The 24,079-nt window shown below is 63.4% G+C and carries 25 protein-coding genes; 19 read left to right on the top strand and 6 right to left on the bottom strand.

Going from position 1 to position 24,079, the window contains the following annotated elements:
• A partial coding sequence (gene pbpC / locus FF80_RS10190; protein WP_035099980.1) for a penicillin-binding protein 1C occupies positions 1–1,756 on the top strand: 1,756 nt, incomplete at its 5' end.
• Between the two features lie 69 nt (positions 1,757–1,825).
• Here pbpC and FF80_RS10195 read toward each other — a convergent pair.
• Positions 1,826–3,895, bottom strand: coding sequence for a TonB-dependent receptor (locus FF80_RS10195; RefSeq protein ID WP_052153387.1), 2,070 nt, complete (start codon positions 3,893–3,895; stop codon positions 1,826–1,828).
• Positions 3,896–4,095: 200 nt separating this feature from the next.
• Here FF80_RS10195 and FF80_RS21370 point away from each other — a divergent pair, with 200 nt between their 5' ends.
• The 10 genes from FF80_RS21370 (at position 4,096) to FF80_RS10240 (ending at position 11,818) form a co-directional block, all read left to right on the top strand.
• Positions 4,096–4,272: a hemin uptake protein HemP gene (locus FF80_RS21370; RefSeq protein ID WP_081917369.1), complete on the top strand. Its 177-nt coding sequence runs from the start codon at positions 4,096–4,098 to the stop codon at positions 4,270–4,272.
• Positions 4,273–4,280: 8 nt separating this feature from the next.
• Entirely contained in the window at positions 4,281–5,336 is a 1,056-nt protein-coding gene (locus FF80_RS10200; RefSeq protein WP_035099982.1) for a hemin-degrading factor, read from the top strand.
• Positions 5,337–5,344: 8 nt separating this feature from the next.
• Entirely contained in the window at positions 5,345–6,214 is an 870-nt protein-coding gene (locus tag FF80_RS10205) for an ABC transporter substrate-binding protein (RefSeq protein WP_035099983.1), read from the top strand.
• A 17-nt stretch (positions 6,215–6,231) separates the two neighbouring features.
• Entirely contained in the window at positions 6,232–7,314 is a 1,083-nt protein-coding gene (locus FF80_RS10210; RefSeq protein ID WP_244445751.1) for an iron ABC transporter permease, read from the top strand.
• Between the two features lie 4 nt (positions 7,315–7,318).
• Positions 7,319–8,143: a heme ABC transporter ATP-binding protein gene (locus tag FF80_RS10215; protein ID WP_052153388.1), complete on the top strand. Its 825-nt coding sequence runs from the start codon at positions 7,319–7,321 to the stop codon at positions 8,141–8,143.
• Entirely contained in the window at positions 8,140–8,574 is a 435-nt protein-coding gene (locus FF80_RS10220) for a hypothetical protein (RefSeq protein WP_052153389.1), read from the top strand. Before FF80_RS10215 ends, FF80_RS10220 begins: the two co-directional genes overlap by 4 nt.
• 11 nt (positions 8,575–8,585) lie before the next feature.
• The gene (tolQ, locus tag FF80_RS10225) at positions 8,586–9,281 is read left to right on the top strand and encodes a protein TolQ (protein WP_035099986.1); all 696 of its coding nucleotides are present in this window, start codon (positions 8,586–8,588) and stop codon (positions 9,279–9,281) included.
• Complete coding sequence (locus tag FF80_RS10230; RefSeq protein WP_035099988.1) at positions 9,281–9,715, top strand: biopolymer transporter ExbD; 435 nt, start codon at positions 9,281–9,283, stop codon at positions 9,713–9,715. Before tolQ ends, FF80_RS10230 begins: the two co-directional genes overlap by 1 nt.
• Before the next feature lies 1 nt (position 9,716).
• Complete coding sequence (locus tag FF80_RS20965) at positions 9,717–10,700, top strand: energy transducer TonB (protein WP_052153390.1); 984 nt, start codon at positions 9,717–9,719, stop codon at positions 10,698–10,700.
• A 203-nt stretch (positions 10,701–10,903) separates the two neighbouring features.
• The gene (locus FF80_RS10240; RefSeq protein WP_035099990.1) at positions 10,904–11,818 is read left to right on the top strand and encodes a dihydrodipicolinate synthase family protein; all 915 of its coding nucleotides are present in this window, start codon (positions 10,904–10,906) and stop codon (positions 11,816–11,818) included.
• 211 nt (positions 11,819–12,029) lie between these two features.
• On the opposite strand, the gene FF80_RS10245 is transcribed toward FF80_RS10240, so the two are convergent.
• From FF80_RS10245 to FF80_RS10255, 3 genes are read right to left on the bottom strand one after another with little or no spacing between them, the layout of a single operon-like run.
• Positions 12,030–13,034: a 4-hydroxyproline epimerase gene (locus FF80_RS10245; RefSeq protein ID WP_035099993.1), complete on the bottom strand. Its 1,005-nt coding sequence runs from the start codon at positions 13,032–13,034 to the stop codon at positions 12,030–12,032.
• A 6-nt stretch (positions 13,035–13,040) separates the two neighbouring features.
• Complete coding sequence (locus tag FF80_RS10250; protein WP_035099996.1) at positions 13,041–14,273, bottom strand: FAD-binding oxidoreductase; 1,233 nt, start codon at positions 14,271–14,273, stop codon at positions 13,041–13,043.
• The gene (locus tag FF80_RS10255) at positions 14,273–15,007 is read right to left on the bottom strand and encodes a GntR family transcriptional regulator (RefSeq protein WP_052153402.1); all 735 of its coding nucleotides are present in this window, start codon (positions 15,005–15,007) and stop codon (positions 14,273–14,275) included. The genes FF80_RS10250 and FF80_RS10255 overlap by 1 nt, the downstream gene beginning before the upstream one ends.
• Positions 15,008–15,188: 181 nt before the next feature.
• Between FF80_RS10255 and FF80_RS10260 the strand changes: the two genes are divergently transcribed.
• The 7 genes from FF80_RS10260 (at position 15,189) to pip (ending at position 20,574) form a co-directional block, all read left to right on the top strand.
• Entirely contained in the window at positions 15,189–16,238 is a 1,050-nt protein-coding gene (locus FF80_RS10260) for a LysR family transcriptional regulator (RefSeq protein WP_081917370.1), read from the top strand.
• Between the two features lie 113 nt (positions 16,239–16,351).
• Positions 16,352–16,432 (top strand): pyrroloquinoline quinone precursor peptide PqqA, encoded by an 81-nt coding sequence (gene pqqA, locus FF80_RS21375; protein ID WP_081917371.1) that lies wholly within the window; start codon positions 16,352–16,354, stop codon positions 16,430–16,432.
• A 27-nt stretch (positions 16,433–16,459) separates the two neighbouring features.
• Positions 16,460–17,353 (top strand): pyrroloquinoline quinone biosynthesis protein PqqB, encoded by an 894-nt coding sequence (pqqB, locus tag FF80_RS10270; protein ID WP_035099999.1) that lies wholly within the window; start codon positions 16,460–16,462, stop codon positions 17,351–17,353.
• Positions 17,350–18,114, top strand: coding sequence for a pyrroloquinoline-quinone synthase PqqC (pqqC, locus tag FF80_RS10275; protein ID WP_035100001.1), 765 nt, complete (start codon positions 17,350–17,352; stop codon positions 18,112–18,114). The genes pqqB and pqqC overlap by 4 nt, the downstream gene beginning before the upstream one ends.
• On the top strand, positions 18,111–18,434 hold the full coding sequence (gene pqqD / locus FF80_RS10280) for a pyrroloquinoline quinone biosynthesis peptide chaperone PqqD (protein WP_152558337.1): 324 nt from the start codon (positions 18,111–18,113) through the stop codon (positions 18,432–18,434). The genes pqqC and pqqD overlap by 4 nt, the downstream gene beginning before the upstream one ends.
• Positions 18,431–19,606: a pyrroloquinoline quinone biosynthesis protein PqqE gene (gene pqqE / locus FF80_RS10285; RefSeq protein ID WP_035100002.1), complete on the top strand. Its 1,176-nt coding sequence runs from the start codon at positions 18,431–18,433 to the stop codon at positions 19,604–19,606. Before pqqD ends, pqqE begins: the two co-directional genes overlap by 4 nt.
• Positions 19,603–20,574: a prolyl aminopeptidase gene (gene pip, locus FF80_RS10290; protein ID WP_035100003.1), complete on the top strand. Its 972-nt coding sequence runs from the start codon at positions 19,603–19,605 to the stop codon at positions 20,572–20,574. The genes pqqE and pip overlap by 4 nt, the downstream gene beginning before the upstream one ends.
• On the opposite strand, the gene FF80_RS10295 is transcribed toward pip, so the two are convergent.
• Both FF80_RS10295 and FF80_RS10300 read right to left on the bottom strand, forming a co-directional pair.
• Positions 20,548–21,597, bottom strand: coding sequence for a dipeptidase (locus tag FF80_RS10295; RefSeq protein WP_035100005.1), 1,050 nt, complete (start codon positions 21,595–21,597; stop codon positions 20,548–20,550). The genes pip and FF80_RS10295 overlap by 27 nt on opposite strands.
• Before the next feature lie 9 nt (positions 21,598–21,606).
• Positions 21,607–23,091, bottom strand: coding sequence for a sigma-54 dependent transcriptional regulator (locus tag FF80_RS10300; protein WP_035100007.1), 1,485 nt, complete (start codon positions 23,089–23,091; stop codon positions 21,607–21,609).
• A 234-nt stretch (positions 23,092–23,325) separates the two neighbouring features.
• Between FF80_RS10300 and FF80_RS10305 the strand changes: the two genes are divergently transcribed.
• Positions 23,326–24,012, top strand: a complete 687-nt coding sequence (locus FF80_RS10305; protein WP_052153391.1) for a YbaY family lipoprotein — start codon at positions 23,326–23,328, stop codon at positions 24,010–24,012.
• Positions 24,013–24,079: the final 67 nt, after the last annotated feature.

Here is a 24,079-nt window from a genome sequence, read left to right on the forward strand (position 1 = left end):
GGCCGGGGGCAATGTGGTCTCGGGTGGCTCGACCCTGACCATGCAGGTGGCGCGGCTGATCGAAGGCGGGCCGACGCGGAACGTCTGGGGCAAGCTGCGCCAGATGGTGCATGCCGATAGTCTCGAGCGGCAATTGAGCAAGGACCAGATCCTCAATCTCTACCTGACGCTGGCGCCCTATGGCGGCAATATCGAGGGTATTCGTGCGGCGAGCCTGGCCTATTTCGGCAAGGAGCCGACGCGGCTGACCACGGCGGAGGCGGCTTTGCTGGTGGCCCTGCCGCAATCGCCTGAAGCGCGGCGGCCCGATCGCGACCCCGATGCCGCCAGGCGCAGCCGCGATATGGTGCTCGACCGGCTGGTCACCGCCGGTGTCCTTGCTGCTGAAGAGGCGGAAGCGGCCAAGCAGGAGCCGATCCCGACGGCGCGCAAGCAGTTTCCTATGCTCGCCAGCCACATGGCCGAGCAGGCTTTGCGAGCCCAGCCGGGCATGCGCCAGATCGGGCTGACGGTGGACAAGCGTCTGCAGGATGCGCTGGAGCGGCTGGGTGCGGCGCGGGCGCGCCAGATCGATCCCAAAGTGTCCGTGGCGATTGTTGCCGCCGATATCCAGACGGGGGAGATTTTGGCTTCGGTCGGCTCGGCCGGCCTGTTCAATGCCGAGAGCGCCGGCTATGTCGACATGACCAGCGCGATCCGCTCGCCCGGCTCGACACTCAAGCCGCTGATCTATGGCCTCGCCTTCGAATTGGGCCTGGCCCATCCCGAAAGCCTGATCGAAGACCGGCCCACCGCCTTTGGCGGCTATGTGCCGGTCAATTTCGATGGCTTCAGCCGGGGCACGGTGACCGTGCGGCAGGCACTGACGGAATCGCTCAATATCCCCGCCGTGGTGGTGCTCGACGCGGTGGGGCCATCGCGGCTGATTTCGCGGATGAAACGGGCCTATGCCGATCCGCGCCTGCCGGTCAACACGGCGCCGAGCCTGGCCGTCGGGCTGGGCGGGGTGGGCATTAGCCTGCGTGATCTGGTCTCCATCTATGGCGCCATTGCGCGCGGCGGCTCGCCGGTGCGCTTGAGGGATGGGGTCAAGCCGGATACGACATTGGCGTTCGAAAAGCCGGCGCCGGTGCTCGATCCGGTCGCGGCCTGGTATGTCGCTGACATCCTGGCTGACGTGCCGCCGCCGCTGAATGGCTCGCCTGGCCGCATCGCCTACAAGACCGGCACGTCCTATGGCTATCGCGATGCCTGGGCCATTGGCTTCGACGGCAAGACTGTGATCGGCGTCTGGGTGGGGCGGCCCGATGGTGCGCCGGTTCCGGGGTTATCCGGGATTATCGGGGCTGCGCCCATCCTGTTCGAGAGTTTCGACCGGCTGGGGAGCCGTTCTGCGCCGCTGCGCAGGCCGCCGCCGGGCGTGTTGTTTGCCTCCAATACCCAATTGCCCGCGCCGCTGCGCCGGTTCCGCCATCCCAATGAGGATGTGGTGGCGCGTGACGCCGCCCCCAAGATTGCCTTCCCCGCCGATGGTGTGGATGTCGATCTGGGGCTGGCCTCGGGCAGCACGGCTTCGCTGATGGTCAAGGTGCGCGACGGGGTGCCGCCCTTTACCTTTTTTGCCAATGGCGCGCCGTTTGGCCGCTCCGCCTTTGCCCGCCAGAATGCGTGGCAGCCGGATGGGGCGGGTTATGTGACACTGTCAGTGGTGGATGCAGAGGGGCGCGGGGATAAGGTTACGGTGTTTTTGAACTGAGGGGACCTGCAGCCTTGCAGCAATCACAACCAGTAAGGCCCCGGATTTTCATCCGGGGCCTCTTTCAATTTACCAGTCGAACTGCTTGGCCAGGGTCACCTTGAAGGTGCGGCCGAGCGAGCGGTCCGGGGTCTGGTTGTCGCGGTAATCGGCATTGAAGATATTGTCGATGCCGAAGCGAACCTCGGCACCTTCGAGCGGGCCGGTAGTGGGCTTCCAGGAGGTGAAAAGGTCAACCGTGATATAGCCTGGGGTAGCTGCCGAGCCGCCGGCCGACGGGGTCACGCCGGTATCGGCCGATGCCGCGAAGGTCGCCTTGGCCCCATATTCGATGCCATATTCCGGCTCGCGCCCGCCAAGGGTCACCACCAGCTTGTGGGCAGGGATGGAGGTAAGCGCCTCGCCGGTCTGATCGTCCTCGCCGACCGTTGCGGTATAGGCGACGCGGCCGAACAGGCGTTCGGATTCATAGGCGCCTTCCACTTCCATGCCATAGATCGTGGCTTCCCCGATATTGCGGAAATAGGGATTGCCCGCGACGCTGGGCGAGGACTCGATCATATTGGTCAGCGCGCTATAGAAGCCGGTGACCTTGACGCTGGCCTGGTCGCCTTCCTGGATCAGTTCGTAGCCCGACAGCGCGAAACCGGCTTCGAAATTGTTGGAGCTTTCCTTTTCGAGACCGAGGCTGGGGACCTTGGTTGCATTGTACTGGTAGAGCTCGTCGAGCGTGGGCAGACGCTGGGTGTGGGCGACCGAACCGAAGACCGAGAAATTGTCGTTGAACTCGTAAAGCGCGGCGATCTTGGGCGAGAGCGCGACGTCCTCGATATTGCGTTCGCCCTTGGAGGTTTGCTCCGGCGTTTGCCAGACGAAATCGGCGCGCCCGCCAGCGATGATGGTCAGGCGATCATCATAGATGGCTTCGTTTTGCACGAAGACGCCGAGGCGCGTGTCCTGACCCTCGGGGTGGGTGGTGATGGCGGGATTTGGAACCGGAAGCGTGGTGAAAGCCGTGCGGTCCTGATAGCTGCCCTGAAGGCCATAAGTCAGGAAATGCACCCAGTCGCCCGTGTCGAATTCGGAGGTGTTCTGGATATTGGCCTGCCAGGTGCGGTAGCCGTATTCAGCGTCCCCGATCGGTCCGATTGACGAGCCGGACTGGGTCACATAGGTGTCCGAGAACGAGACATTGGCCTTGAGGTCGACCCAGGGGTTGTCGCTGTCGGCGTTCTCGTAGCTCAGCACGGCGGTCTGATCGACGACTTCGCGGTCGACAAGGCCGAACTGGGCCACGGTGCCGGTCTGGGCATAGTCCTGGTTCTCCGCATCGCTGCTCCAGCGCTGGTAGGACAGACGCAGAACCTGTTCGTCATTCTCGCCGAAGCGGGCCGTGCCCTTGATGAGGCCCGACAGCGCATCGAAATCGGAGCCGGACAGGGTATTGCCATTGGCCAGGTCGTACTCTTCCGAGCGGCGCCAATTGCCTGCAGCCAGAATGTCGAAGCTCTCGTTGACCTGCTGGGCAACAATGCCCGAGAGCAATGTGCCATCGCCATTGGAGCTGTACTGGGTCTTGAGCCGGGCGGCGCCGGTATGGCCTTCGGTGATGAAGTCGGAGGCGTCCTTGGTGGTGAAGTTGATCACCCCGCCCAGGGCGCCCGAGCCGTACAATGTCGAGGAGGCCGGGCCGCGCAGCACTTCGACCTGCTTATAGAGTTCGGGATCGGAGAAGAACGAGCCCATGCGATATTGCTCGTAGAACTTCTTGGCGCCATCGACATTGACGATGATGCGCGCTTCATCGCCCGAGGTTTCGGCCGTACCGATGCCGCGGATGTTGAAGGATTCGCCGAAAATGCGATCCGAGCCGATGATGGTGACGCCGGGTACGGTGCTCAGCACCTCGCCGATGCTGGTGGCCTGCGTGGCGTCGATATCGGCCTGATTGACCACGGTCACCGCTTGCGGTGTGTCGATGGCGATCTTGGGCGCCCCCGCCCCGATCACCAGACGCTCCAGCATCGTGATATTGCTTGCATTCGTGGTGGTGGATTGGGCGAAAGCCGCCCCCATTCCAACCACACTCAACGCCGCGCCGCACATCAGTGCGGCCGCATGCGACCTGACCAGCCCCATTGTTAACTCCAGTAGTCTGTTTGGTTTGTCGGTTTTGGCTGGCGGCTGGCTGGCTGTTTCGTGATCGGATCTTTAAGCTGACTCTTAAAATCACCTATTGCGTCCTGTAATTAACATGACTAGTAGAGTCAAGAAACTATGGACAGGCCGGCCGCTGCTGTCAGGCACAGTCAAGCCCCTGATCCGACGAGACATTAGTGATGCAACGAAGCGATCATTCCCGGCCGGGCGAGCAAGCCAATGCGGCGCCGCAAGGCACCAGAACCGTCACCACCGCAGAGCTGTTCGGCGGCGGGGACGAAATCGTGCTGCTGCATAACGGGGTGCCATACCGGTTGCGCATCACCCGCCAGGACAAGCTCATTCTGACCAAATAGGCCAAGCCATGACCGAAAAAACCACCAGGACTCCCGCCCAGATCCGCGAATTGCGGGCGCGCCACCCCGAAATGCGGGAGCGCGACTTCGCCCGTATCCACGGTATTTCCGAGGGCGAGCTGGTTGCCGCCGAAGTGGGCCGCAGCGCCGTGCGGCTGCAGGTCGATCTCGATCTGCTGCTTAACGGGTTGCGCGCCTGCGGCGAGGTCATGGCGCTGACCCGCAATGAAAGCGCGGTGCATGAAAAGATCGGCCCCTATGAAAAGGTGGTGATCGGGCCGCGCGCTTCGATGGTGCTGGGCGAGCAGATCGATCTGCGCATTTTTCCCTCGCGCTGGGCCTTCGGCTTTGCGGTTGAGAAGGCGGGTGACGAGGGCGCGGTGCGCCGTTCGCTGCAGTTTTTCGACCAGCAGGGCGTGGCCGTACATAAGGTGCATGCGCGGCCTTCGACCAATTTCGAGGCCTGGGATCTGCTGATCGCCAATCTGCGCCATGCGGACCAGTCCGAAGGCATCATGGTGAGCGAGGCCGAGGCGCCGGAGCCGCTGGGCGAAGCCGCCGGTATCGCCGAACTGCGCGAGCGCTGGGCCGCGATGACCGACACGCACCAGTTTTTCGGCATGATCAAGGCGCTCAACCTGCCCCGGCTCGATGCACTCGAAATGGTGGGCGAGGATTATGCCTTCCAGCTCGATCACGCGGCTGTTGCCAAGCTGTTCGAGGAATCCGCGGCCACCGAATTGCCGCTGATGGCCTTTGTCGGCAATCACGGCTGCATCCAGATCCATGCCGGGCCGGTCAAGACCATCAAGACCATGGGGCCCTGGCTCAATGTGATGGACGACACGTTCCACCTGCATTTGCGGCTCGACCAGGTTGCCGCGGTCTGGGCGGTGCGCAAGCCGACTTCGGATGGTCATGTGACGTCGGTGGAAGTCTATGACGCGCAGCGCGAGCTGATCATCCAGTTCTTCGGCAAGCGCCAGGAAGGTTTTGACGAGCGCGTCGCCTGGCGGACGATTGTCGAGTCGCTGCCGCTCTTTGCCCAAACCCACGCTGCGTGAGATCAGTCATGACTTTGTCTTTGAAGCGTTTCCTGGCCGCCGGTGCGATTGTGGCGCTGGCCTCGCTGCCGGCCAATGCGCAGGAGCTGCATCCCTTTGCCGATAGTTCGCGGCTGGTGTCGATCGGCGGCTCGCTGACCGAAATCATCTATGCGCTGGGCGAGGAGGGCAAGCTGATCGCCCGCGACCAGACGGCGACCTATCCCGAAGCGGCGGCGGCGCTGCCTGATGTGGGCTATATGCGCCAATTGGCGCCCGAAGGCGTGCTGTCGGTCAGCCCCAGCGCGTTGCTGGTAATCGAGGGCAGCGGCCCGCCCGAGGCGCTCGACGTACTCTCCCATGCCGGTGTGGAATATCAGACTGTGCCCGAAGGCTTCAGTCATGAAGGTATCCTGGTCAAGGTGCGGGCTGTGGGGCAGGCGCTGGGCGTGCCTGACAAGGCCGAGGCGCTGGCCACGGAACTCGATACGGCGCTCAAGGCCGTGGAGGAGCGCACCGCCAATATTGCCGAGCGCAAGCGCGTGCTGTTCGTGCTTTCGGCCGAGGGCGGCAAGATTCAGGCCTCGGGCACCGGGACGGCGGCTGATGGCATTATTGCGCTGGCTGGCGCGGTCAATGCGATCGACGAATATTCGGGTTACAAGGCGCTGACCGAGGAAGCCATTATCGAGGCGGCGCCCGATGTGATCCTGATGATGGATCGCGGTGGGGACCATAGCGCCAGCAATGCCGATCTGATCGGCAATCCGGCTATCGCACTGACCGAGGCGGGGCGCAATCACGCCATCATCCGGCTGGACGGCGCCTATCTGCTGGGCTTCGGCCCTCGCACGGCCGAAGCGGTTTCCGAGCTCGTCGACGCGCTTTACGGCGAGTAGGCAGGATGAGCCAGGTCATGTCCATCAATGGTGCCATTGCCGAGCGTGCCGAGGGCGACCGCAGCGGGCTTGGCCGCATGGTGGTGATCGCCCTGGCGCTGTTGCTGGTGGTGACCATGGCCATTTCGATGACCACGGGGGCATCCGGCGCCTCGGCCTCTACCATTATCGGAGGCTGGTTTGGCCTGGTACCCGAGAGCGAGGTGCAGGCGGTGCGCGATTATGCGGTGATCTACAATATCCGCTTGCCGCGCATGATCCTGGGCGTGTTGATCGGGGCCGCGCTGGCGGTGTCGGGGCTATTGATGCAGGGCCTGTTCCGCAATCCGCTGGCCGATCCGGGGCTGGTGGGCGTGTCGGCCGGGGCGGGGCTGGGCGCGGTGGGCATTATCGTTTTGGGCACGACGATGCTGGCGCCGCTGACGGCGTTTCTGGGGATTTATGCGCTGCAGATTGCCTCGTTCATCGGCGGGCTCATCACCACGTTCATTCTCTATCGCGTGGCGACGCGCAGCGGGCAGACGGCGATTGCCACCATGCTGCTGGCCGGCATTGCGCTGGGGGCGCTGGCCGGGGCGGTCACGGGTGTACTGGTCTATGTGGCCAATGACGCGCAATTGCGGGACCTGACCTTTTGGGGCATGGGCTCGCTGTCGGGGGCCAATTGGACCAAGATCATGGCGTCCGGCCCGATCATCGTCGTGGCGCTGGCCGTCTCGGCTTTTCTGGGCAAGGGGCTCAATGCGCTGACCCTGGGCGAGGCGACGGCCGGGCATCTGGGTATTCCTGTGCAGCGGTTCAAACGCGTGGTCATTGTCGCCGTGGCGGCAGCCACCGGTGCCTCGGTGGCGGTCAGTGGCGGCATTGGCTTTGTCGGCATTGTCGTGCCGCATCTGCTGCGGCTGGTGATCGGGCCTGACCATCGCTATCTGCTGCCGGCCTCGGCACTGTTGGGCGCCTCCTTCCTGCTGATGGCGGATGCCGTCAGCCGGCTGATCGTTGCGCCGGCGGAATTGCCGATCGGCATCGTGACCGCCGCGGTGGGCGGGCCGTTTTTCCTCTGGATCCTGCTGCGCAAGCGCGCGGCCCTTGCCTGGTGACGCCATGATCCATGTCGACAATATCGCGGTTGAAATCGGCCAGCGGCGCATTCTCGATGGCGTCAGCTTTACCGCCCGTTCGGGGCAGGTGACCGCCATTATCGGCCCCAATGGCTCGGGTAAATCCACGTTGATGAAGGCGCTGTGCCGGGACTATGCGTTCAGCGGCAGTATCAGCATCAATGGCCGCGATGTGGCCAGCATGGACCTGGGCACTGCCGCCACGTTGCGGGCCGTGCTGCCGCAATCGAGTACATTGCCGTTTCCCTTCACGGTGCGTGAAGTGGTGGCTCTGGGGCTTACCGCCGGCCGGCCGGGCGTATCGCTCGCGGCCCTGCGGCGGTTGCCGGACGAGGCGCTGGCGCGGGTGGATCTCAGTGGCTTTGGCGGGCGGTTCTACGGCGAATTGTCGGGCGGCGAGCAGCAGCGTGTGCAACTGGCGCGGGTGATCTGCCAGGTGTGGGAGCCGGTGCTCGACGGGGTGCCGCGGTTCCTGTTCCTCGATGAGCCGGTATCGAGTCTGGATATCAAGCACCAGTTGATGATCATGGATGTGGCGCGTCAGTTCGCGGCGGCAGGGGGCGGCGTCATCGCCATCCTGCACGATCTGAACCTGGCTTCCATGTATGCCGACCAGATCGTGGCGATCCGCAATGGCGCGGTGGCCGGCGCCGGTACGCCCGCCGAGGTGCTGACCGATGGCCTGATCGCCGAGGTTTTCGATTGTCCGATGCGGGTGGGCGCTGTTCCCACCGGCAATATTCCCTTCGTCTTGCCGCAGTCGGCGCAGCGTTTCGTCGCTGCGGCACCACAAAGCAAGGTTGCATGATGTCTAAAATCCCCGCCCTTCTGTTCAGCCTACTCGCTCTCAGCGCCCCTGTGCTGGCGCAAGAGGCTGCACCCGCCACTGCGCCATCTCTGGCAGTCGAACTCAATGCCCTTCAGCCCGCCGAGAACGGCTGCCGGGTGACGTTTCTTGCCACCAATAATCTGGGCGGCCAGCTCGACCGTGCCGCGGTGGAAGTGGCGTTCTTTACCAGCGATGGCGCTATTGACCGGATCGTGACGCTCGATTTCAAGGCGCTGGCCGAAGGCAAGACCAAGGTGCTGCAATTCGAGCTCAAGAATCTCAGCTGTGACGGCATCGGGCGCCTGCTGATCAACGATATCACCGCCTGCGAAGGCACGGGCATTGCTGCGACGGCGTGCCTTGACGGCCTCGTCACCACGACGCGGCCCGACATTGCCTTTGGCGTTTGAGGACGGGACAGATGGACGTAGCAGCGCAAGCGCATGATTTTTCCATGTTCGCCCTGTTCATGCAGGCGGACTGGGTGGTCAAATCGGTGATGATCGGGCTGGTCATCGCCTCGGTCTGGGTCTGGGCGATCATCGCCAATCGGCTGGCCGCCTATGGCAAGGCCAAGAGCGAAATGGCCGCGTTCGATCGGGCCTTTGCCTCCGGCCGTCCCCTGGCCGAGTTGCGGGCTGATTACGCAGGCAGCGGGCACCATGGGCTTTCGGCCGTGTTCCTTGCCGCCATGGAAGAATGGGACAAGAGCCATGCGGTTCAGGCTGATAATGCGGTGGGCCTGCAGAGCCGGCTTGAAATCGCGCTCGATCTGGCCGTGAGCGAGCAGAGCGCGGACCTGGAAAAGCGCCTTGGCTTTCTCGCTACCATTGGTAGCGCCGGTCCGTTCGTGGGCCTGTTTGGCACGGTCTGGGGGATCATGAACGCCTTTACCGCCATTGCCGCGGCGGAAAATACCAGCCTTGCCGTCGTGGCGCCGGGTATTGCCGAAGCGTTGTTGGCGACGGCTTTGGGGCTGTTGGCGGCTATCCCCGCCGTGATCGCCTACAACAAGCTCAGCGCCGATGCGGGCAAGCTGATCGCGCGGCTGGAAGGCTTTGCCAATCGGCTGGTGGCGTTGATGTCGCGGCAGCTCGATGCCGGAAAGTCGCTCTGATGGGCATGGCGCTGGGCAATAATAAAGGCAGGCGTGGCCGGGGCAGGGCCCCGATCAGCGACATCAACATCACGCCGATGGTGGATGTGATGCTGGTGCTGCTGATCGTCTTCATGGTCGCCGCCCCGCTGATGACCATGGGCGTGCCGATCGACCTGCCCGAGACGCGGGCGCAGGCCATGCCGCTGCAGACCAAGCCGATCACGGTGACGGTCGAGCCCGATGGCGCGCTCTCCATCGAGGGCGAACCGGTAACGCTGGATACGCTGGTAAGCAGTGTTGAGGCGTTGGCTGTCGAGGGCACCGATGAGCGGCTTTATGTGCGCGGCGATACGACGGCGGCCTATGGCGCCATCATGGAAGTGATGGGCGAATTGTCGGGCGCCGGCTATAGCCGCATCGGCCTTGTCACCGTGCCGGCGCGGACCCCCTGACATGCGCTATGCCCTGCCAGGTTCGGTCTTGGTGCATGCCGGCATTTTCGGCATGGCCTTTATCGGCTTTGCCTGGCCGCAGCCCGAGGACGCGCCGCCGCCGGGCGCGGTGACGGTGGATATCGTTTCGGTGAGCTCGGTTTCGAGCAATGAGACCTCCACCATCGAGGATGGTGCCTCGGAGAATATGATCTCGGCTGGCGGCGAAATCGTTGCGACGACGCCGAGCGAAACGCTCGAGCCGGTGGAGCCCGAAACCCAGGTCGCCGAAGTGCCGGTCGAGCCGGCGGTGCCGCCCGAGCCTGTCGAGCCGCTTGAGCAGGACGAGGCGCCACCGGTGGAAACCGCTGCAGCCGAACCCGTCGAGGTCGAACCCGTCGAGCCGGTTGTTGAGACGATGGACATCGCAGTGCTGGCGACACCAGTCACCAGCCCGGAACCCGTCGAGACGGTTGCGCCCGTGGCAGCTGAACCGCTCGAGCCGGTCGAGGAGAGCGAGTTGAACGCAGCTCCGGTGCCCCGGACGCTGAGTTTCGAACGGCCCAGCGCACCCACACAGCGGCCCCGTCCGCAGCAACAACCGACGCAGCAAGCCTCGCGCGAAGCCACGCGGCCACCGCCGCCGGCCGGCAATGGCGGGCAGAGCAATGCGGATAGCGCCGCCGCGCGGGCCGCTGCCGGCCAGCAGGGTCAAGGCAGCGGCGGGGCCTCGCAAATGGCATCCTGGCAGAACCAGGTGTCGCGGCGGCTGAACAATGCCAGGCGCTATCCGCGCTCGGCCGGTGGGGCGACGGGAACGGCCGTGGTAAGGTTCACCGTCTCAGCCGGCGGTGGGCTGGCGGGCGTGAGCCTGGTGCGTTCTTCCGGCAATCCGGCGCTCGATCAGGCAGCCGTCGATGCAGTGACGCGGGCCGCACCCTTTCCGCCACCACCGAGCGGCGGCAGCGAAACGCTGGGCGTTCCGGTGGATTTCACGCGCGGCTAGCGGCGGCGAATTTTCGGCTCGGCATTCTTAGCAAGAAAACAGAGGTTCCCGCCTGCGCGGGAATGACACCGTGGGTGTATGGCTCTCCCAAGCAAACTTGAGAGCCCCGTGGGACGTTTCTTTGTCGCTTTTGTTGTCGACAAACTAAATACAAAACTCTAAATCTGGTTGCAGCGACGCTATGCGACAATGAGGAATTAGGCATGCAAAAGAGTGATTTCCGCGGTGTGCTGCCCGCGATCACCACCAAGATGACGGCGGACCAGCAGGTCGATTTCGACGGCGTCAAGGCCGACGTGGTGTTTCAGATTGAGGGTGGCGTCGACGCCATCGTGGTCTGCGGCTCGCTGGGCGAGGCCTCGAGCCTGACGGTCGCGGAAAAGCTCGCCATCGCCAAGGCGGCCATCGAAGCGGCGGCGGGCCGGGTGCCGGTGGTGCTGACCATTGCCGAGGACTCGACCAGCACTGGTGCGGCGCTTGCGGCCGAGGCCGAGAAGATCGGCGTCGAGGGACTGATGGTGCTGCCGGCGATGCGCTATCTGGCCGATGACCGCGAAGTGGTGTTTCACTATCGCGCGATCGCTGCGGCCTCGAACCTGCCGATCATCATCTACAACAACCCCCTGGCCTATGGCATCAATATCACGGCCGAGATGCTCAAGGAGATGGCTAACGAGCCCAAATTCGTCGCCATCAAGGAATCCACCGGCGACACGCGCCGCATCAACGAGACCATCAATGCATTGGGCGATCGCTATCAGCTATTGACCGGCGTCGATGATCTGGCGCTGGAAAGCCTGGTGCTGGGGTGCCATGGCTGGATTGCGGGCCTGGTCGTCGCCTTCCCCAAGGAGACCGTGGCCATTTACAAACTGGTGCAGCAGGACCGCATCAAGGAAGCCATGGAAATCTACCGTTGGTTCCTGCCGCTGCTGCATCTCGATATCGGCCCTAAATTCGTCCAGAATATCAAGCTGTGCGAAGCCATTGTGCGCGGCACGTCACCAGTGGTGCGCCAGCCGCGGCTGGAGCTGGTTGGGGATGAGGAAAAGGCTATCCGCGCGGTCGTGGAGCAGGGGCTGAAGACGCGGCCGGATTTGACCAAGTACGGGTTCTGATCGGGGCTCCGATGCGGGGCAGTGTTCACTGAGGACTCCCTGCGTCCTTCCTAAGCTGGCCCTTCTGTCGTCATTGCCCGGCTCGTCCGGGCAATCCATTGTGGTCGCGCGTGCTGAGCGATGGATCACCCGGACAAGCCGGGTGATGACGATGAGTGGAGGGAGTCACGAAAGTGACGACGCCCGACAAACGCCCCCCGCAGAGGACCCCTCAGTTCACCGTAAACCCCTTCACGAACGGATCGCGGTCGTCGAGGAAGATGGTGTTGTAGCCGGTGATCCAGGCTTGGCCGGCAATCGAGGGGACGATGGCGTCGTAGGGGCCGACTTTGGTGGCGGCTTCGACGCGGCCGACAAAGAGGCTCCCGATGATCGATTCATGCACGAAGCTCTCGCCAATCTTGAGCTCGCCGCGCGCGGCTTTCTGGGCCAGGCGCGCCGAGGTGCCGGTGCCGCAGGGGGAGCGGTCGATGGCTTTTTCGCCATAGAACACCGCGTTGCGGGCGTCGGCCTTGGGGTTCACCGGGGCGCCGGTCCACATGATATGGTGCAGGCCATTGATGGTGGGAAATTCGGGATGCTGAAAGGTATATTTCTCGTTGATCAGACGGCGCGCCATGGGCGAAAGCTGCTGGATGTCGAAGGCCGAGAGCTGGCTCATATCTGTAAAGCCGGGCTGGGACTCGAAAATGGCGTAGAAATTGCCGCCATAGGCGACGTCGAACTTGAGCGGGCCGAGGCCGGGCAGGTCGATATCGAGCCCGGTGGCGTAGAGGAATGAGGGCACATTGGTGATGCGGACGTCGATCACATGGCCCGCATTGTCCATAGTGTATTCGGCTTCAATGATCCCGGCCGGCACTTCGAGCCGCAGCTTGCCGGGTGTCCTGGGCGTGACCAGGCCTTCTTCGATCATCACCGTGACCGTGCCGATCGTGCCATGGCCGCACATGGGCAGGCAGCCCGAGGTTTCGATGAAGAGGATCGAGCCGTCCACATCCTCGCGCAAGGCGGGATAAAGGATCGAGCCGCTCATCACGTCATGACCGCGCGGCTCGAACATCAGGCCGGTGCGGATCCAGTCATATTCGGCCAGGAAATGCTCGCGCCGTGCATTCATCGTATCGCCCTTGAGGTCGGGGCCGCCGCCGGCCACGACGCGGACCGGATTGCCGGCTGTATGGGCGTCGATACAGAAAAAGCTCTTCTTGCTCATGATGGCCTATTGGAAGCGGGTAATGCTGAAAGGGGCGAGCGCCGGATCGGCCGGGGCGTCGGCAATGAGACCAGCCACCAGCCGCGCCGTGACGGCGCTCAGGGTCAGGCCGAGATGGCCGTGGCCGAAGGCATAGACCACGCGATCATCGCCGGGATGGCGGCTGATGACGGGCAGGGAATCGGGCGTCGAGGGGCGGCGGCCCATCCATTGCTTGCCGGTTTCGGGCAAAGCCGGCACATAGCGCCGCATCTTGGTGCGCATGGCTTTGGCGCGGGCAAAATTGGGGGCGGTATCGGGCTTGGCCAATTCCACCGCGCCGCCGACACGCAGGCCATCGACCAGTGGCGAGGCGATAAAGCCATGATCGGCAAACCCCACCGGCATGGGCAGGTTCCAGTCCAGATCGGTGAAGGTGGTGTTATAGCCGCGCTCATTTTCGAGCAGCACTTTGGCGCCCAGCCCACGCACCAGATCGCGCGACCAGACCCCAGCGGCGACCACGACTTTGTCGAAGGTTTCCTGGCCGGATGCCGTGATGACGGTGATGCCGTTTTCGCCCTGCGTCAGCCGCGTGACCTTGGCTGGCACCAGCCTGGCGCGGCCGCTGACGAAGCCTTGATAGTGGCGCAGGATGGTCAGGGGATTGGAGGCGGTCCAATAGCTGGGCTGATAGATGGCACCGGCAAAATTGCCCTCCAGCTGCGGTACCAATTGGCGCGCACGCTGGGGGGTGATGCGCTCGAAATCATAGCCCAGTGCGGCCTTGACCACGCCGGCTTCATGCAAGGCGGAGGCGACGCTTTTTTCGCTGTCATGCACCGAGACATAGCCGGTTTGCCGCAAATGGCCGGTGAGGTTCGCCTTGTGGCCAAGTTCTTCATGATCGGCGAGGGCCGTTGTCATCAATAGCGTCAGCGCCTCGCGCACCTTGACGCCGCGGGCCGGGGTGGCCGAGGCAAGGAAGGCCAGAAGCCAGGGCAGGAGCGCGGGAACGTCGGTCCAGCGCAGGGTCAGCGGCCCCAGCGGATCGAGCAGCCAGCCGGGCACGGCCTTGAGAATACCGGGGCTGGCAATCGGCGCGATTTCGGGCAGGGCGATCAGCGAGGCGTTGCCTGATGAGGTGGGCAGGCCATCGGGCTCGGGCTCGAAGACCGTCACGTCATGGCCCTGATCGATCAGCCAGGTGGCAATGGCGGCGCCGATAATGCCGGCGCCGGCGATGGCGATACGGGCCATTAGCGGGCTTCCGTCAGGGTGATGTTGGCGGCGGTGTCGCGGGCGATATAGCTCTGGATTTGCCGCACGATCTGGGCGGCGTGTTCGGCGCCCAGTTTGTCGGCCAGCTCCCCGTCGCCCGCTTCGATGGCAGCGACCATGGCGCCGTGTTCGTCCACATATTGGCGCGGCAGCTTGTCGTCGAACGAGGAATAATAAAGCCGCAGGATGCGGCGGCCTTCATCAAGCAGGCGGCCAAAGAGATTGGTGAAATAGATATTGCCGCCCGCTTCGGCGATAGCCATGTGAAAATCGCGATTGGCCTGGATCATGCCCAGCGCGTCGCGGCGTGCCACTGCCTCCGAATAGGCGCCCTCAAAGCCGCGAATGGCCAGCAGATGTTCGGGCCGGCGATGCACCGCCGCCGAGCGCGTGGTGACGCGATACATCAGCGTCAGCGCCTCGAAATAAAGCGGCAGCCGCACGAAATCGATACTGGACACCACCGTGTTGCGATTGGGGAGCGTGGTTACCAGCCCTTCGCCCGAAAGCCGCACCAGCGCCTCGCGGATCGGGGTGCGCGACATTTCGAACTGTTCGGACAAGCTCGATTCGTCGAGCGGGCTGCCCGGCTCGAGTTCGAGGTCGAGAATGGATTGGCGCAGCCGCTCATAGACGGTCTGGGCGCCTTGCCCACGTACGCGGCCATTGGCGGGAGCTTCGGTGGCCGGCTTGATTTTCTGGGTCTTGGCCATAGCCATGTTCAGTCCTGCTCCAAAGGCTGCTGCGCGATTACGCCATGCTTGTCAGCCGGCCGGCGCGGTTTCAAGCGCACACGAACCTACATCGTATTCAGTTTGTCGACAACATGGTCTTTGCACTGCCAGCCGGTTCGCCTTAGCTCTAGCCGCGCGAAATTGACAGGGGCCGGCGGCGATGGATGATGAACGAGCAGGCGCAAAGATCAAGCGTGCCGGCGGCACCAAATCTGCCGCGCGCCAGAAGGCCGGCGAGGTCACGCTGCACCAATTGCGCATCTTCTGGGCGGTGGCCCGTTCGGAAACGCTGACCAAGGCGGCCAAGCAATTGGGGCTGGCGCAACCTTCGATCTCCCAGCAATTGAGCAAGCTCGAAGCCAATGTCGGCACATTGCTATTTCATCGCCGCTCCAATGAAATGGCGCTAACCGAGGCGGGGAGTTACCTGCTGCCCAAGGCCGAGCAGGTGTTGCGCAACATGCGCGAGCTGGAGGATGGGCTGGCCCAATTCTCTGGCGGCAAGCGGCTGACGCTGCGGCTGGCGGGGATCAATTCGGTGCTGCGCGTGCTGCTGCCCGCGGCCATCGGCAAGATGCAGAGCCAGTTTCCCGAGGTGGATTTCGATATACAGGAAAGCGCACCGGCCGATATTCTGGAATTGCTCTATGGGCGGCGGGTCAATATCGGTCTGCTCGCGGCTAATTCGGTGGCCCAGGCCGGTGTCGGCTTCGTGCAGGTCCCGCTGATCGAAGACCCCTATGTGCTGGTCGTGCCCGAGTCGTTGACGCTGGGTGGCATTGCCGATCCGCAGCGTGAATTGTCGGCGGAACAATTGGCGCGGCTCAACCAATCCATCCAGTTCACCTTTGGCAGCCAGCACGCCAATCGGGTCGCAGACTGGTATGACCGGCTGCTGCCGCAGCATCGCGTCGTGGCGCAATGCCGCAGTTTTGAGACGGCCATTGGCCTGGTGCGGGCCGGGTCGGGGGTATGCCTGGCGCCAGCTCTGGCCACCATTGCCGGCAATGGTCCGCCGGGCGGGGTCAGGCTTTATCGCGTCAAGGCGCCGCCGCGCCGCATCGTGGCTTTGGTGCCCTCGCAATATCGCCGCACCGAGCCTTATGCGAGCCTGCTCGAGCTGCTGCAGCAGACTTCGACGGCTTATGTCCTGCCGGATATCTTGCCGACGCCGCCATTTCTGGCACTGGATACCGAAGAGGATTTCTAGGCGCTACCAGCACTATAGGCAAAAGCTATTGCGGCCATAGAGTGCGTTACAGCCGGCCAATCGTCACCCTCACCGCCGGCGGCAATCCCGCCGCCTTCGTGAGGAGACCTGAAATGGCCTGGAAAAAGCCCACCATCATCGAAATTCCCGTCAGCATGGAAATCAACATGTACGCTTGCGCAACGCGCAAGTAGGGAATTGGCCTGCCGCGGGCGAGGACAATGATCAAGATAGTCATCCTGGGCTCCGCGGCAGGCGGGGGCCTGCCGCAATGGAATTGCGGGTGCGACAATTGCCTTGCAGCACGACGCGAGCCGGGCCTGCGCGCGAGCCAGGCTTCGATCGCCATTAGCGGGGATGGCGAGCATTGGTTTTTGATCAATGCGTCGCCTGATCTGCGCCAGCAGGTCATCGATACGCCAGCCCTGCATCCTCGTGCTCTCAGGCACAGCCCGATTGCCGGGGTGATCCTGACCAATGGCGAGGTCGATGCGGTGACGGGCTTGCTGTCGCTGCGCGAAGGCTCGCCCTTTGCCCTTTATGCGCATCAGCGCGTGCAGGCGATTTTGCGGGCCAACAGCATTTTCAATGCGCTGAACCCGGAAAAGGTGAAGCGCATCGCCATCGAGACGGATGCGGTCTTCGAGCCGACGCTGCCCGATGGTTCCGGCTCGGGGCTGCTCATCGAGCCCTTCATCGCCCCCGGCAAAACCGCGCTTTATCTCGAAGGCGCGGCCGAGAATGACGAGGGCGATACGCTGGGCCTGCGTATCACGCGCAATGGCAAGGTACTGGTCTTCCTCGCCGCCTGCTCTGCCGTTACGCCTGAAGTCGCCGAAAAGCTGGCCGGGGCCGATCTCGTCTTTTTCGACGGTACGTTGTGGCGCGATGATGAATTGATCGCCCTGGGCTTGGGACCAAAAACCGGGCAGCGCATGGGCCATATCGCCATGGATGTGGCCATGCCGGCGCTGGCGGGGCTCGAGATCGGCCGCAAGGTCTTCCTGCATATCAACAATTCAAACCCGGCCTGGCGGCGCGATGCGCCTGAGCGGCAGGCAATAGAACAGGCAGGATGGATCATTCCTGCCGATGGGATGGAGATGATGCTTTGACGGCCATGACAGCTTTTTCGGTCGCGTCCGACGCGCGGCTCGACAATGCCGAAGATTTGGAAGCGCAGCTGCGCGCCATCGGCGCCATTCGCTACCACAACCTGCATCCCTTTCATCACCTGCTGCATGGCGGCAAGCTGAACAAGGGCCAGGTGCAGGCCTGGGCGCTCAACCGCTATTATTATCAAAGCTCGATTCCGCTGAAAGACGCCGTGGTCATTTCTCGCTTCCGCGACCGGGCGACCCGCATTGAATGGCGCCACCGCATCGAGGATCATGATGGCGATGTGGGGAGCGAAGGCGGTATCGAACGCTGGCTGCAACTGACCTCGGGCCTGGGCCTCGACAATGACTACGTCGAATCCGCCGAGGGCATTCTGCCGGCCACGCGCTTTGCAGTGGATGCCTATATCCATTTCGTGCGAGACCGCAGCCCGCTGGAAGCCATCGCCTCCTCGCTGACCGAACTCTTCGCGCCCAATCTGCATCAAGAGCGGATTTCGGGCATGCTGGAGCATTACGACTTCATCAATCCCGGCGTGATGAGCTATTTCAAGCGCCGGCTGGAACAGGCCCCGCGCGATGCCAATTTCGCGCTCGATTACGTCAAGGCCAATGCCAGGACCCCGGCTGAGCGGCAGGCGGTGTGCAATGCGCTGATCTTCAAGACCAATGTGCTCTGGGTGCAGCTCGATGCCCTCTATCACGCCTATGTCGAGGGGCATGTGCCGCCGGGCGCTTTCGTGCCGGCTGCATCATGACCGAGTTTATCGCCCCGGCCACACGGCGTCGCATGAGCGTGAGCGAGGCCAGCGTGCCCACCCTGGCGCGGGGTACGAAATTGCGGCTCGATGAGACCCGGCAGCGCTGGGTGCTGCTGGTGCCCGAGCGGGTGATGGCGCCCGACGAGATCGCCGTCGAGGTGCTCAAGCTCTGCGATGGGCGGCGCAGCGTTGCTGACATTACCGACCATCTGGCCGCCATCTACAATGCGCCGCGCGAGGAGATTGCCCGCGACATCATCGCCATGCTGCAGGATCTGGCGGATTCCGGCTTTCTGGTCGAGGCGGCAAAGCCATGAGCCCGGCACTGAGCGATGCCAATGATGGTCTCGCCGTCCTCGAAGGCCAATCCGTTGCGCAAGCCTATGGCATTCCGTTGGCGGTGCTGCTGGAAATGACCCATCGTTGCCCGCTGCAATGCGGCTATTGTTCCAATCCGGTGGAAATGGAGCGGGCGGGCAATGAGCTGACCACTGACGAGTGGAAGAAGGTGCTGACCGAGCTGGCCGAAATCGGCGTGCTGCAGGTGCATTTTTCCGGCGGCGAACCCAGCGTGCGCAAAGATCTGGTCGAGCTGGTGCGCCATGCCAATGACCTGGGGCTCTATACTAATCTCATCACATCGGCCGTGCTGATCACCAAGGAGCGCCTCACCGAGATAGCCGATGCGGGGCTGGCTCATATCCAGATCAGCTTCCAGGCCAATGATCCGGCGCTGGCCAATCGCATTGGCGGCTTCAAGAATGGCCATGCCAAAAAGCTCGAAGTGGCGCAGTGGTCGCGCGAACTGGGCCTACCGCTCACCGTCAATGCGGTGATGCATCGGCAGAACCTGCATGAGCTGCGCGACATGATTGCGCTGGCCGTGCAGCTCGACGCCGACCGGATCGAGGTCGCCAATGTGCAGTATTACGGCTGGGCGCTGAAGAACCGCGCGGCGCTGATGCCGACCATCGAGCAGATCGATGAGGCCACGGCGATTGTCGAGGAAGAGCGCGAGCGGCTGCGCGGCATTCTCGATATCGATTTCGTGGTGCCCGACTATTATGCCCTGCGCCCCAAGAAATGCATGGGCGGCTGGGGACGGCAGTTTTTCAACATCACGCCCTCGGGTAGAATCCTGCCATGTCACGCCGCCGAGACGATCACCGAGCTCAATTTTGAATCGGTGCGCTCCAATCATTCCATCGCCTGGATCTGGCAGAATTCGGATGCCTTCAACCGCTATCGCGGCACCGGCTGGATGCCCGAGCCGTGTCAGAGCTGCGCCTTCAAGGAGATCGATTATGGCGGCTGCCGCTGCCAGGCTTTTGCGCTGACCGGCAATGCTGGCAATGCCGATCCGGCCTGCCACCTGTCGCCGCTGCATGAGAGCATTTTCAAAACCGCCGAGCGGGAATCGAGCGAGGGCGGCGATCGCTTCATTTATCGCAATTTCGCCGGCGGGATGCTGGAGCCGGAGCTGCCATGACGCCACCGGACGGCGGGGGCGATCCCTTCGCGCCGCTCACCAGCCAGATGCTCGATGTTGGTGACGGACATAGCCTTTATGTCGAAACCGTGGGCCGCGCCGATGGCATTCCCGCCGTCTATCTGCATGGCGGCCCAGGCAGCGGCTGCCAGCCATCGCATCGGCGGCTGTTCAACCCGGCACGGTTTCGCGCGTTGCTGTTCGACCAGCGCGGGGCAGGGCGCAGCCGGCCGGCTCGGTCGCGTGAGCACAACACTATTCAGCATCTGATCGCCGATATGGAGCTTGCGCGGACTGCGCTGGGGATCGAGCGCTGGCTGGTGGTCGGCGGCAGTTGGGGCGCGACCCTGGGGCTGGCTTATGCGCAAACCTTTCCTGAGCGGGTTAGCGGGCTGGTGCTTCGCGCAACGTTTCTGGGCACGCGGGCCGAGTTGGACTGGGCTTTTGGTACGGGGCTCAGCGCGTTCCATCCGGGGCTCTACGAGGACTTCCTGAGCATCCTCACCCCGCACGAGCGGCTCAGCCCGCTTGATGCCTATTTTCGCCGCATCCTCGATCCCAATCCGGCAATCCACGGCCCCGCTGCTCGCGCCTGGCATGATACCGAACGGGTGCTGTCGGAGGCTCGGCCGGGTATGAATCGGCTTGATCTGGACGACATCCACAATGGCGGCCGGCTGCCGGCAACTGCCTTTATGGAAGCGCATTACTTTGCGCAGGACTCGTTTCTGGCGACGGGCCAATTGCTGGCCGGGGCCGGGCGGCTCAAGTCTATTCCGGGGGTGATCGTGCAGGGGCAGTTTGACCTGCTGTGTCCGCCTGCGATGTCATATGCACTGGCAAAGACATGGGGGAATGCGGAGATTGTGCTGGTCGAGGGGGCGGGGCACGCCATGTCGGAGCCGGGGGTGACGGAAGCGGTGGTGGCGGGGATCAACGCTCTAGCGATCAATCACCCGCGCCAATAGGTCCAGCCAATTGCCATGCGCCAGCCGCTGTACCAGCGCCTCACCAAACCCATGCTGCTGCATGGCCTCGATCAATACTTGCAGCCCCGCCGATGAACCAATCGCCGCGGGCAGCATGGCTCCGTCGAAATCCGAGCCCAGGCCCACTCGCGTCTCGCCGACCGCCTCGATCATCGCGTCGAGATGGCGTAACAGGACATCCAGTCCGGTATCCGGCCGCCATGCGCCGTCGGGCCGCAGGAAGCCGGTGGCGAAGTTGAGGCCCACCATGCCGTCGCTGTCGCGGACGGCTTTGAGCTGATCGGCGGTGAGATTGCGCGGATTGGGGCAGATGGCGTGGACATTGGAATGGGTGGCCACCAATGGGGCGGTCGAGAGTTCGGCCACGTCCCAAAAGCCTTTTTCGGTGATGTGGGACAGATCGATCAGTATGCCGAGCCGGTTGCAGGCGACGACGAGGCGCTTGCCCGCTTCGGTGAGCCCCGGGCCGGTATCGGGCGAGCCGGGGAAGTTGAACGGCACGCCATGGCCGAAAATATTGTCCCGGCTCCAGACCGGACCAAGCGAGCGCAGGCCCGCGGCATAGAGCATATCGAGAAACTGCAGATCGGCGTCGATTGCCTCGACACCTTCGAGATGCAGCACCGCGGCAATCTTGCCAGCCGCCATGGCGGCCTTGATCTGCGCTGTATTGCGGCAGACGGCGAGGGCACCGGCAGCTTCCAGCCGATAGAGCAGGCTGATCTGTTTGATCGCCATGGCCTGGGCCGGCTCAAGCTCGAGCGGCAGCGGCGCCATGTCGAAGGCCATGCCGGGGGGCAGGGCGCCATCGGGTTTTTTCGGCGAGGGGCAGAACACGGCGAAGATTCCACCGGAAAAGCCGCCTGTCCTGGCCTTGATCAGGTCGATATGGCTGGCAAATGAGCCGGTGAGGAAGGCTGCGACCGGATCGGCGACATCGGAGGTCGCCAGATGGCCCAGAATATCGTTATGGCCATCAAAGACCGGAATAGGCTCGCTCATACCCTGCCGTCATGCTGCGTCGTTGATCAATTCCTCAGCCAGACCATATTCGTGCAACTTGCGGTAGAGGGTGGAGCGGCCAATTTTGAGGGCGCGCGCGACGCGCGACATGCGCCCGCCATGATGCTCGATGGCAAAAACGATGGCGGCGCGCTCGATTTCGGCAAGAGCGGCGATTTCGCCCGAGGCATCGAGAAAGCGGTCGGGCGCGGCGGGTTGTTCTTCAAACGCCCGCTGGCGGGCGGTTGCGGTGTCGATATGGATAGGGGCGGCAGGCACCGGCACGGCCTCGATAGCCGACACGGCTGTTTCGCGGCCCGAGGCCTGGGCGATGATCTGGGGGAAATCCACTGTTTCAAGGAAAGCGCCGTCGCTGAGCACAATGGCGCGATAAACCGCGTTTTCCAGTTGGCGCACATTGCCCGGCCAATCATAGCCGAGCAGCAAATCAAGCGCGGCGGGGGAGAGCCCCAGCACCCGCTTGCCGGCTTCGGCTGAAAAGCGGGCGATGAACATGGACACCAGTGCCGGCACATCTTCCATACGCTCGCGCAGGGGCGGCACATAGATGGGGAAGACGTTGAGGCGGTAGTACAGGTCTTCGCGGAATTCGCCGGATTTGGCGAGATTGAGCAGCCGCCGATTGGTGGCCGAGATGACGCGGACATTGACCCGCTCGGTGCGGCTGGCGCCGACCGGCTCGATCTCGCCATCCTGCAGCGCGCGCAGCAATTTGACCTGGGTGTCGGGCGGCAGCTCGCCGATTTCATCGAGAAACAGGGTGCCGCTATGGGCTTCGGCAAACTTGCCCGGCTGGTCGGCAATGGCGCCGGTAAAGGCGCCTTTCTTGTGCCCGAATAATACGGATTCCACCAGATTGGGCGGAATGGCTCCGCAATTGACGGTGATGAAGGGCTTGCCCGCGCGCTCGCCGGAGCCCTGGATGATGCGGGCGACCAGCTCCTTGCCGACCCCGGTTTCGCCCTCGATCAGCACGGGAATGGTGGATTTGGCGGCTTTGGCGCAGAGCGTCAGCACGCGGCCCATGGTGGAGGCCTTGGCGATCATATCAGCGGCGGTGAAGGTGCCGGTCTTGCGGGCATGTTCGGCGCGAATTGCCGCTTCAAGCGTATCGAGCTTCATGGCATTGCGCAGCGAGATGACCAGTCGCTCAGGCGATACCGGTTTGACGAAATAGTCCGCCGCGCCCTGGCGCATGGCCGAGATGACGGTTTCGAGCGAGGCATTGGCCGTCTGGATGATGACGGGCGTGGTCAGCCGCTCGCGGCGCATCGCCTCCATCACCGCCATCCCGTCGAGATCGGGCATGACCAGATCAAGGATCATGGCGCCGATATTGCGGTCCTCGCGCAGAATGGTCAGCGCCTGTTCGCCCCCGGTGGCGGTCAGCGGCTTGAAGCCGGCACGGTTGGCGATTTCGGCGGTCAGCCGCAGCTGTACCGGATCATCGTCGACAACCAGAACTCGCGTCATACTTACCTCAGGCATTGATCCCGGCAGCGAATCTGGTGTGCCGTTTTGGGAGGAGGATGGGGCAAGGGGTTTAAGAGGGGATTAACTGTGTGGGATTTTGGGGGAATGGGCATCCAATGGACGGCCCGACCCCCGCTCGCTAGGATCGCCCGAACACAAAGGGAAGGCATTATGGTCCTCAGAATTTTCGCAAGGCTGGCAACGATCATCGTCCTCCTATCCGCAGCACCCGCAATGGCCGACGGCGCCGTGCTCAGCGGTACGGTGTTCTTCCGCGAGCGCATCATGTTGCCCGATACGGCCAAGGTAACAGTGCAGTTGCTCGACGTTTCGCTGGCCGACGCCCCCGCCAAGCTGCTGGGAGAAGCCACAGCGACTGGCAAGTCGCCGCCCTATGCCTATGTCATTCCCTATGACCCCGATGCGATCGTGCCCGGCCACCGCTATACGGTGTCCGCCCGCATCGCCGAGGGCGACAAGCTGCTCTTTATCTCGACCACGCATAATAGCGTCTTCGGTTCTGGCACCGACGCCACTGAAATCCTGGTCGAGCGCGTTGCCGAGGCCATTTCCGCTTCCAGTGATGGGTGGCCGGAAGGGCGCTGGCTGGCCGAGGACATTAATGGCGGTGGGGTGATCGATAATTTGCAGACGGTGCTGGAATTCGCACCTGATGGGCAGGTGGGCGGCATGGCGGGCTGCAACCGTTTCGGGGGCAAGGCCAGCATTGATGGTTCGGCGCTCAGTTTTGGCGATCTGTTCTCGACCGAAATGGCCTGTGCGCCGGCCGTGATGGATCAGGAGGCCAAGTTCCTCGACGCGCTGGGGCGGGTGGCGAGCTACCGGCTCGACAATGCTCGCGGCAAGCTGATCCTGCTCGATGCAGCAGGCAATGACATCGTCGTTCTCGCCCGGATTTGACGGCGGTGCCCTTCCAATCGCCGCCCTCGCTGGCTAAGGTCCGCGCGCAATTGGACCAGCCGGAGAG

It is taken from the genome of Devosia sp. LC5, from assembly GCF_000735585.1.
In the GTDB taxonomy this organism is placed as follows: Bacteria; Pseudomonadota; Alphaproteobacteria; order Rhizobiales; family Devosiaceae; genus Devosia.

Excerpts from the sequence above, each read along its gene's own strand:
- FF80_RS10195 (WP_052153387.1), bottom strand. The coding sequence starts at position 3,895 with ATGGGGCTGGTCAGGTCGCATGCGGCCGCACTGATGTGCGGCGCGGCG.
- FF80_RS21370 (WP_081917369.1), top strand. The coding sequence starts at position 4,096 with ATGCAACGAAGCGATCATTCCCGGCCGGGCGAGCAAGCCAATGCGGCG.
- FF80_RS10200 (WP_035099982.1), top strand. The coding sequence starts at position 4,281 with ATGACCGAAAAAACCACCAGGACTCCCGCCCAGATCCGCGAATTGCGG.
- FF80_RS10205 (WP_035099983.1), top strand. The coding sequence starts at position 5,345 with ATGACTTTGTCTTTGAAGCGTTTCCTGGCCGCCGGTGCGATTGTGGCG.
- FF80_RS10210 (WP_244445751.1), top strand. The coding sequence starts at position 6,232 with ATGTCCATCAATGGTGCCATTGCCGAGCGTGCCGAGGGCGACCGCAGC.
- FF80_RS10215 (WP_052153388.1), top strand. The coding sequence starts at position 7,319 with ATGATCCATGTCGACAATATCGCGGTTGAAATCGGCCAGCGGCGCATT.
- FF80_RS10220 (WP_052153389.1), top strand. The coding sequence starts at position 8,140 with ATGATGTCTAAAATCCCCGCCCTTCTGTTCAGCCTACTCGCTCTCAGC.
- tolQ (WP_035099986.1), top strand. The coding sequence starts at position 8,586 with ATGGACGTAGCAGCGCAAGCGCATGATTTTTCCATGTTCGCCCTGTTC.
- FF80_RS10230 (WP_035099988.1), top strand. The coding sequence starts at position 9,281 with ATGGGCATGGCGCTGGGCAATAATAAAGGCAGGCGTGGCCGGGGCAGG.
- FF80_RS20965 (WP_052153390.1), top strand. The coding sequence starts at position 9,717 with ATGCGCTATGCCCTGCCAGGTTCGGTCTTGGTGCATGCCGGCATTTTC.
- FF80_RS10240 (WP_035099990.1), top strand. The coding sequence starts at position 10,904 with ATGCAAAAGAGTGATTTCCGCGGTGTGCTGCCCGCGATCACCACCAAG.
- FF80_RS10245 (WP_035099993.1), bottom strand. The coding sequence starts at position 13,034 with ATGAGCAAGAAGAGCTTTTTCTGTATCGACGCCCATACAGCCGGCAAT.
- FF80_RS10250 (WP_035099996.1), bottom strand. The coding sequence starts at position 14,273 with ATGGCCCGTATCGCCATCGCCGGCGCCGGCATTATCGGCGCCGCCATT.
- FF80_RS10255 (WP_052153402.1), bottom strand. The coding sequence starts at position 15,007 with ATGGCCAAGACCCAGAAAATCAAGCCGGCCACCGAAGCTCCCGCCAAT.
- FF80_RS10260 (WP_081917370.1), top strand. The coding sequence starts at position 15,189 with ATGGATGATGAACGAGCAGGCGCAAAGATCAAGCGTGCCGGCGGCACC.
- pqqA (WP_081917371.1), top strand. The coding sequence starts at position 16,352 with ATGGCCTGGAAAAAGCCCACCATCATCGAAATTCCCGTCAGCATGGAA.
- pqqB (WP_035099999.1), top strand. The coding sequence starts at position 16,460 with ATGATCAAGATAGTCATCCTGGGCTCCGCGGCAGGCGGGGGCCTGCCG.
- pqqD (WP_152558337.1), top strand. The coding sequence starts at position 18,111 with ATGACCGAGTTTATCGCCCCGGCCACACGGCGTCGCATGAGCGTGAGC.
- pqqE (WP_035100002.1), top strand. The coding sequence starts at position 18,431 with ATGAGCCCGGCACTGAGCGATGCCAATGATGGTCTCGCCGTCCTCGAA.
- pip (WP_035100003.1), top strand. The coding sequence starts at position 19,603 with ATGACGCCACCGGACGGCGGGGGCGATCCCTTCGCGCCGCTCACCAGC.
- FF80_RS10295 (WP_035100005.1), bottom strand. The coding sequence starts at position 21,597 with ATGAGCGAGCCTATTCCGGTCTTTGATGGCCATAACGATATTCTGGGC.
- FF80_RS10300 (WP_035100007.1), bottom strand. The coding sequence starts at position 23,091 with ATGACGCGAGTTCTGGTTGTCGACGATGATCCGGTACAGCTGCGGCTG.
- FF80_RS10305 (WP_052153391.1), top strand. The coding sequence starts at position 23,326 with ATGGCCGACGGCGCCGTGCTCAGCGGTACGGTGTTCTTCCGCGAGCGC.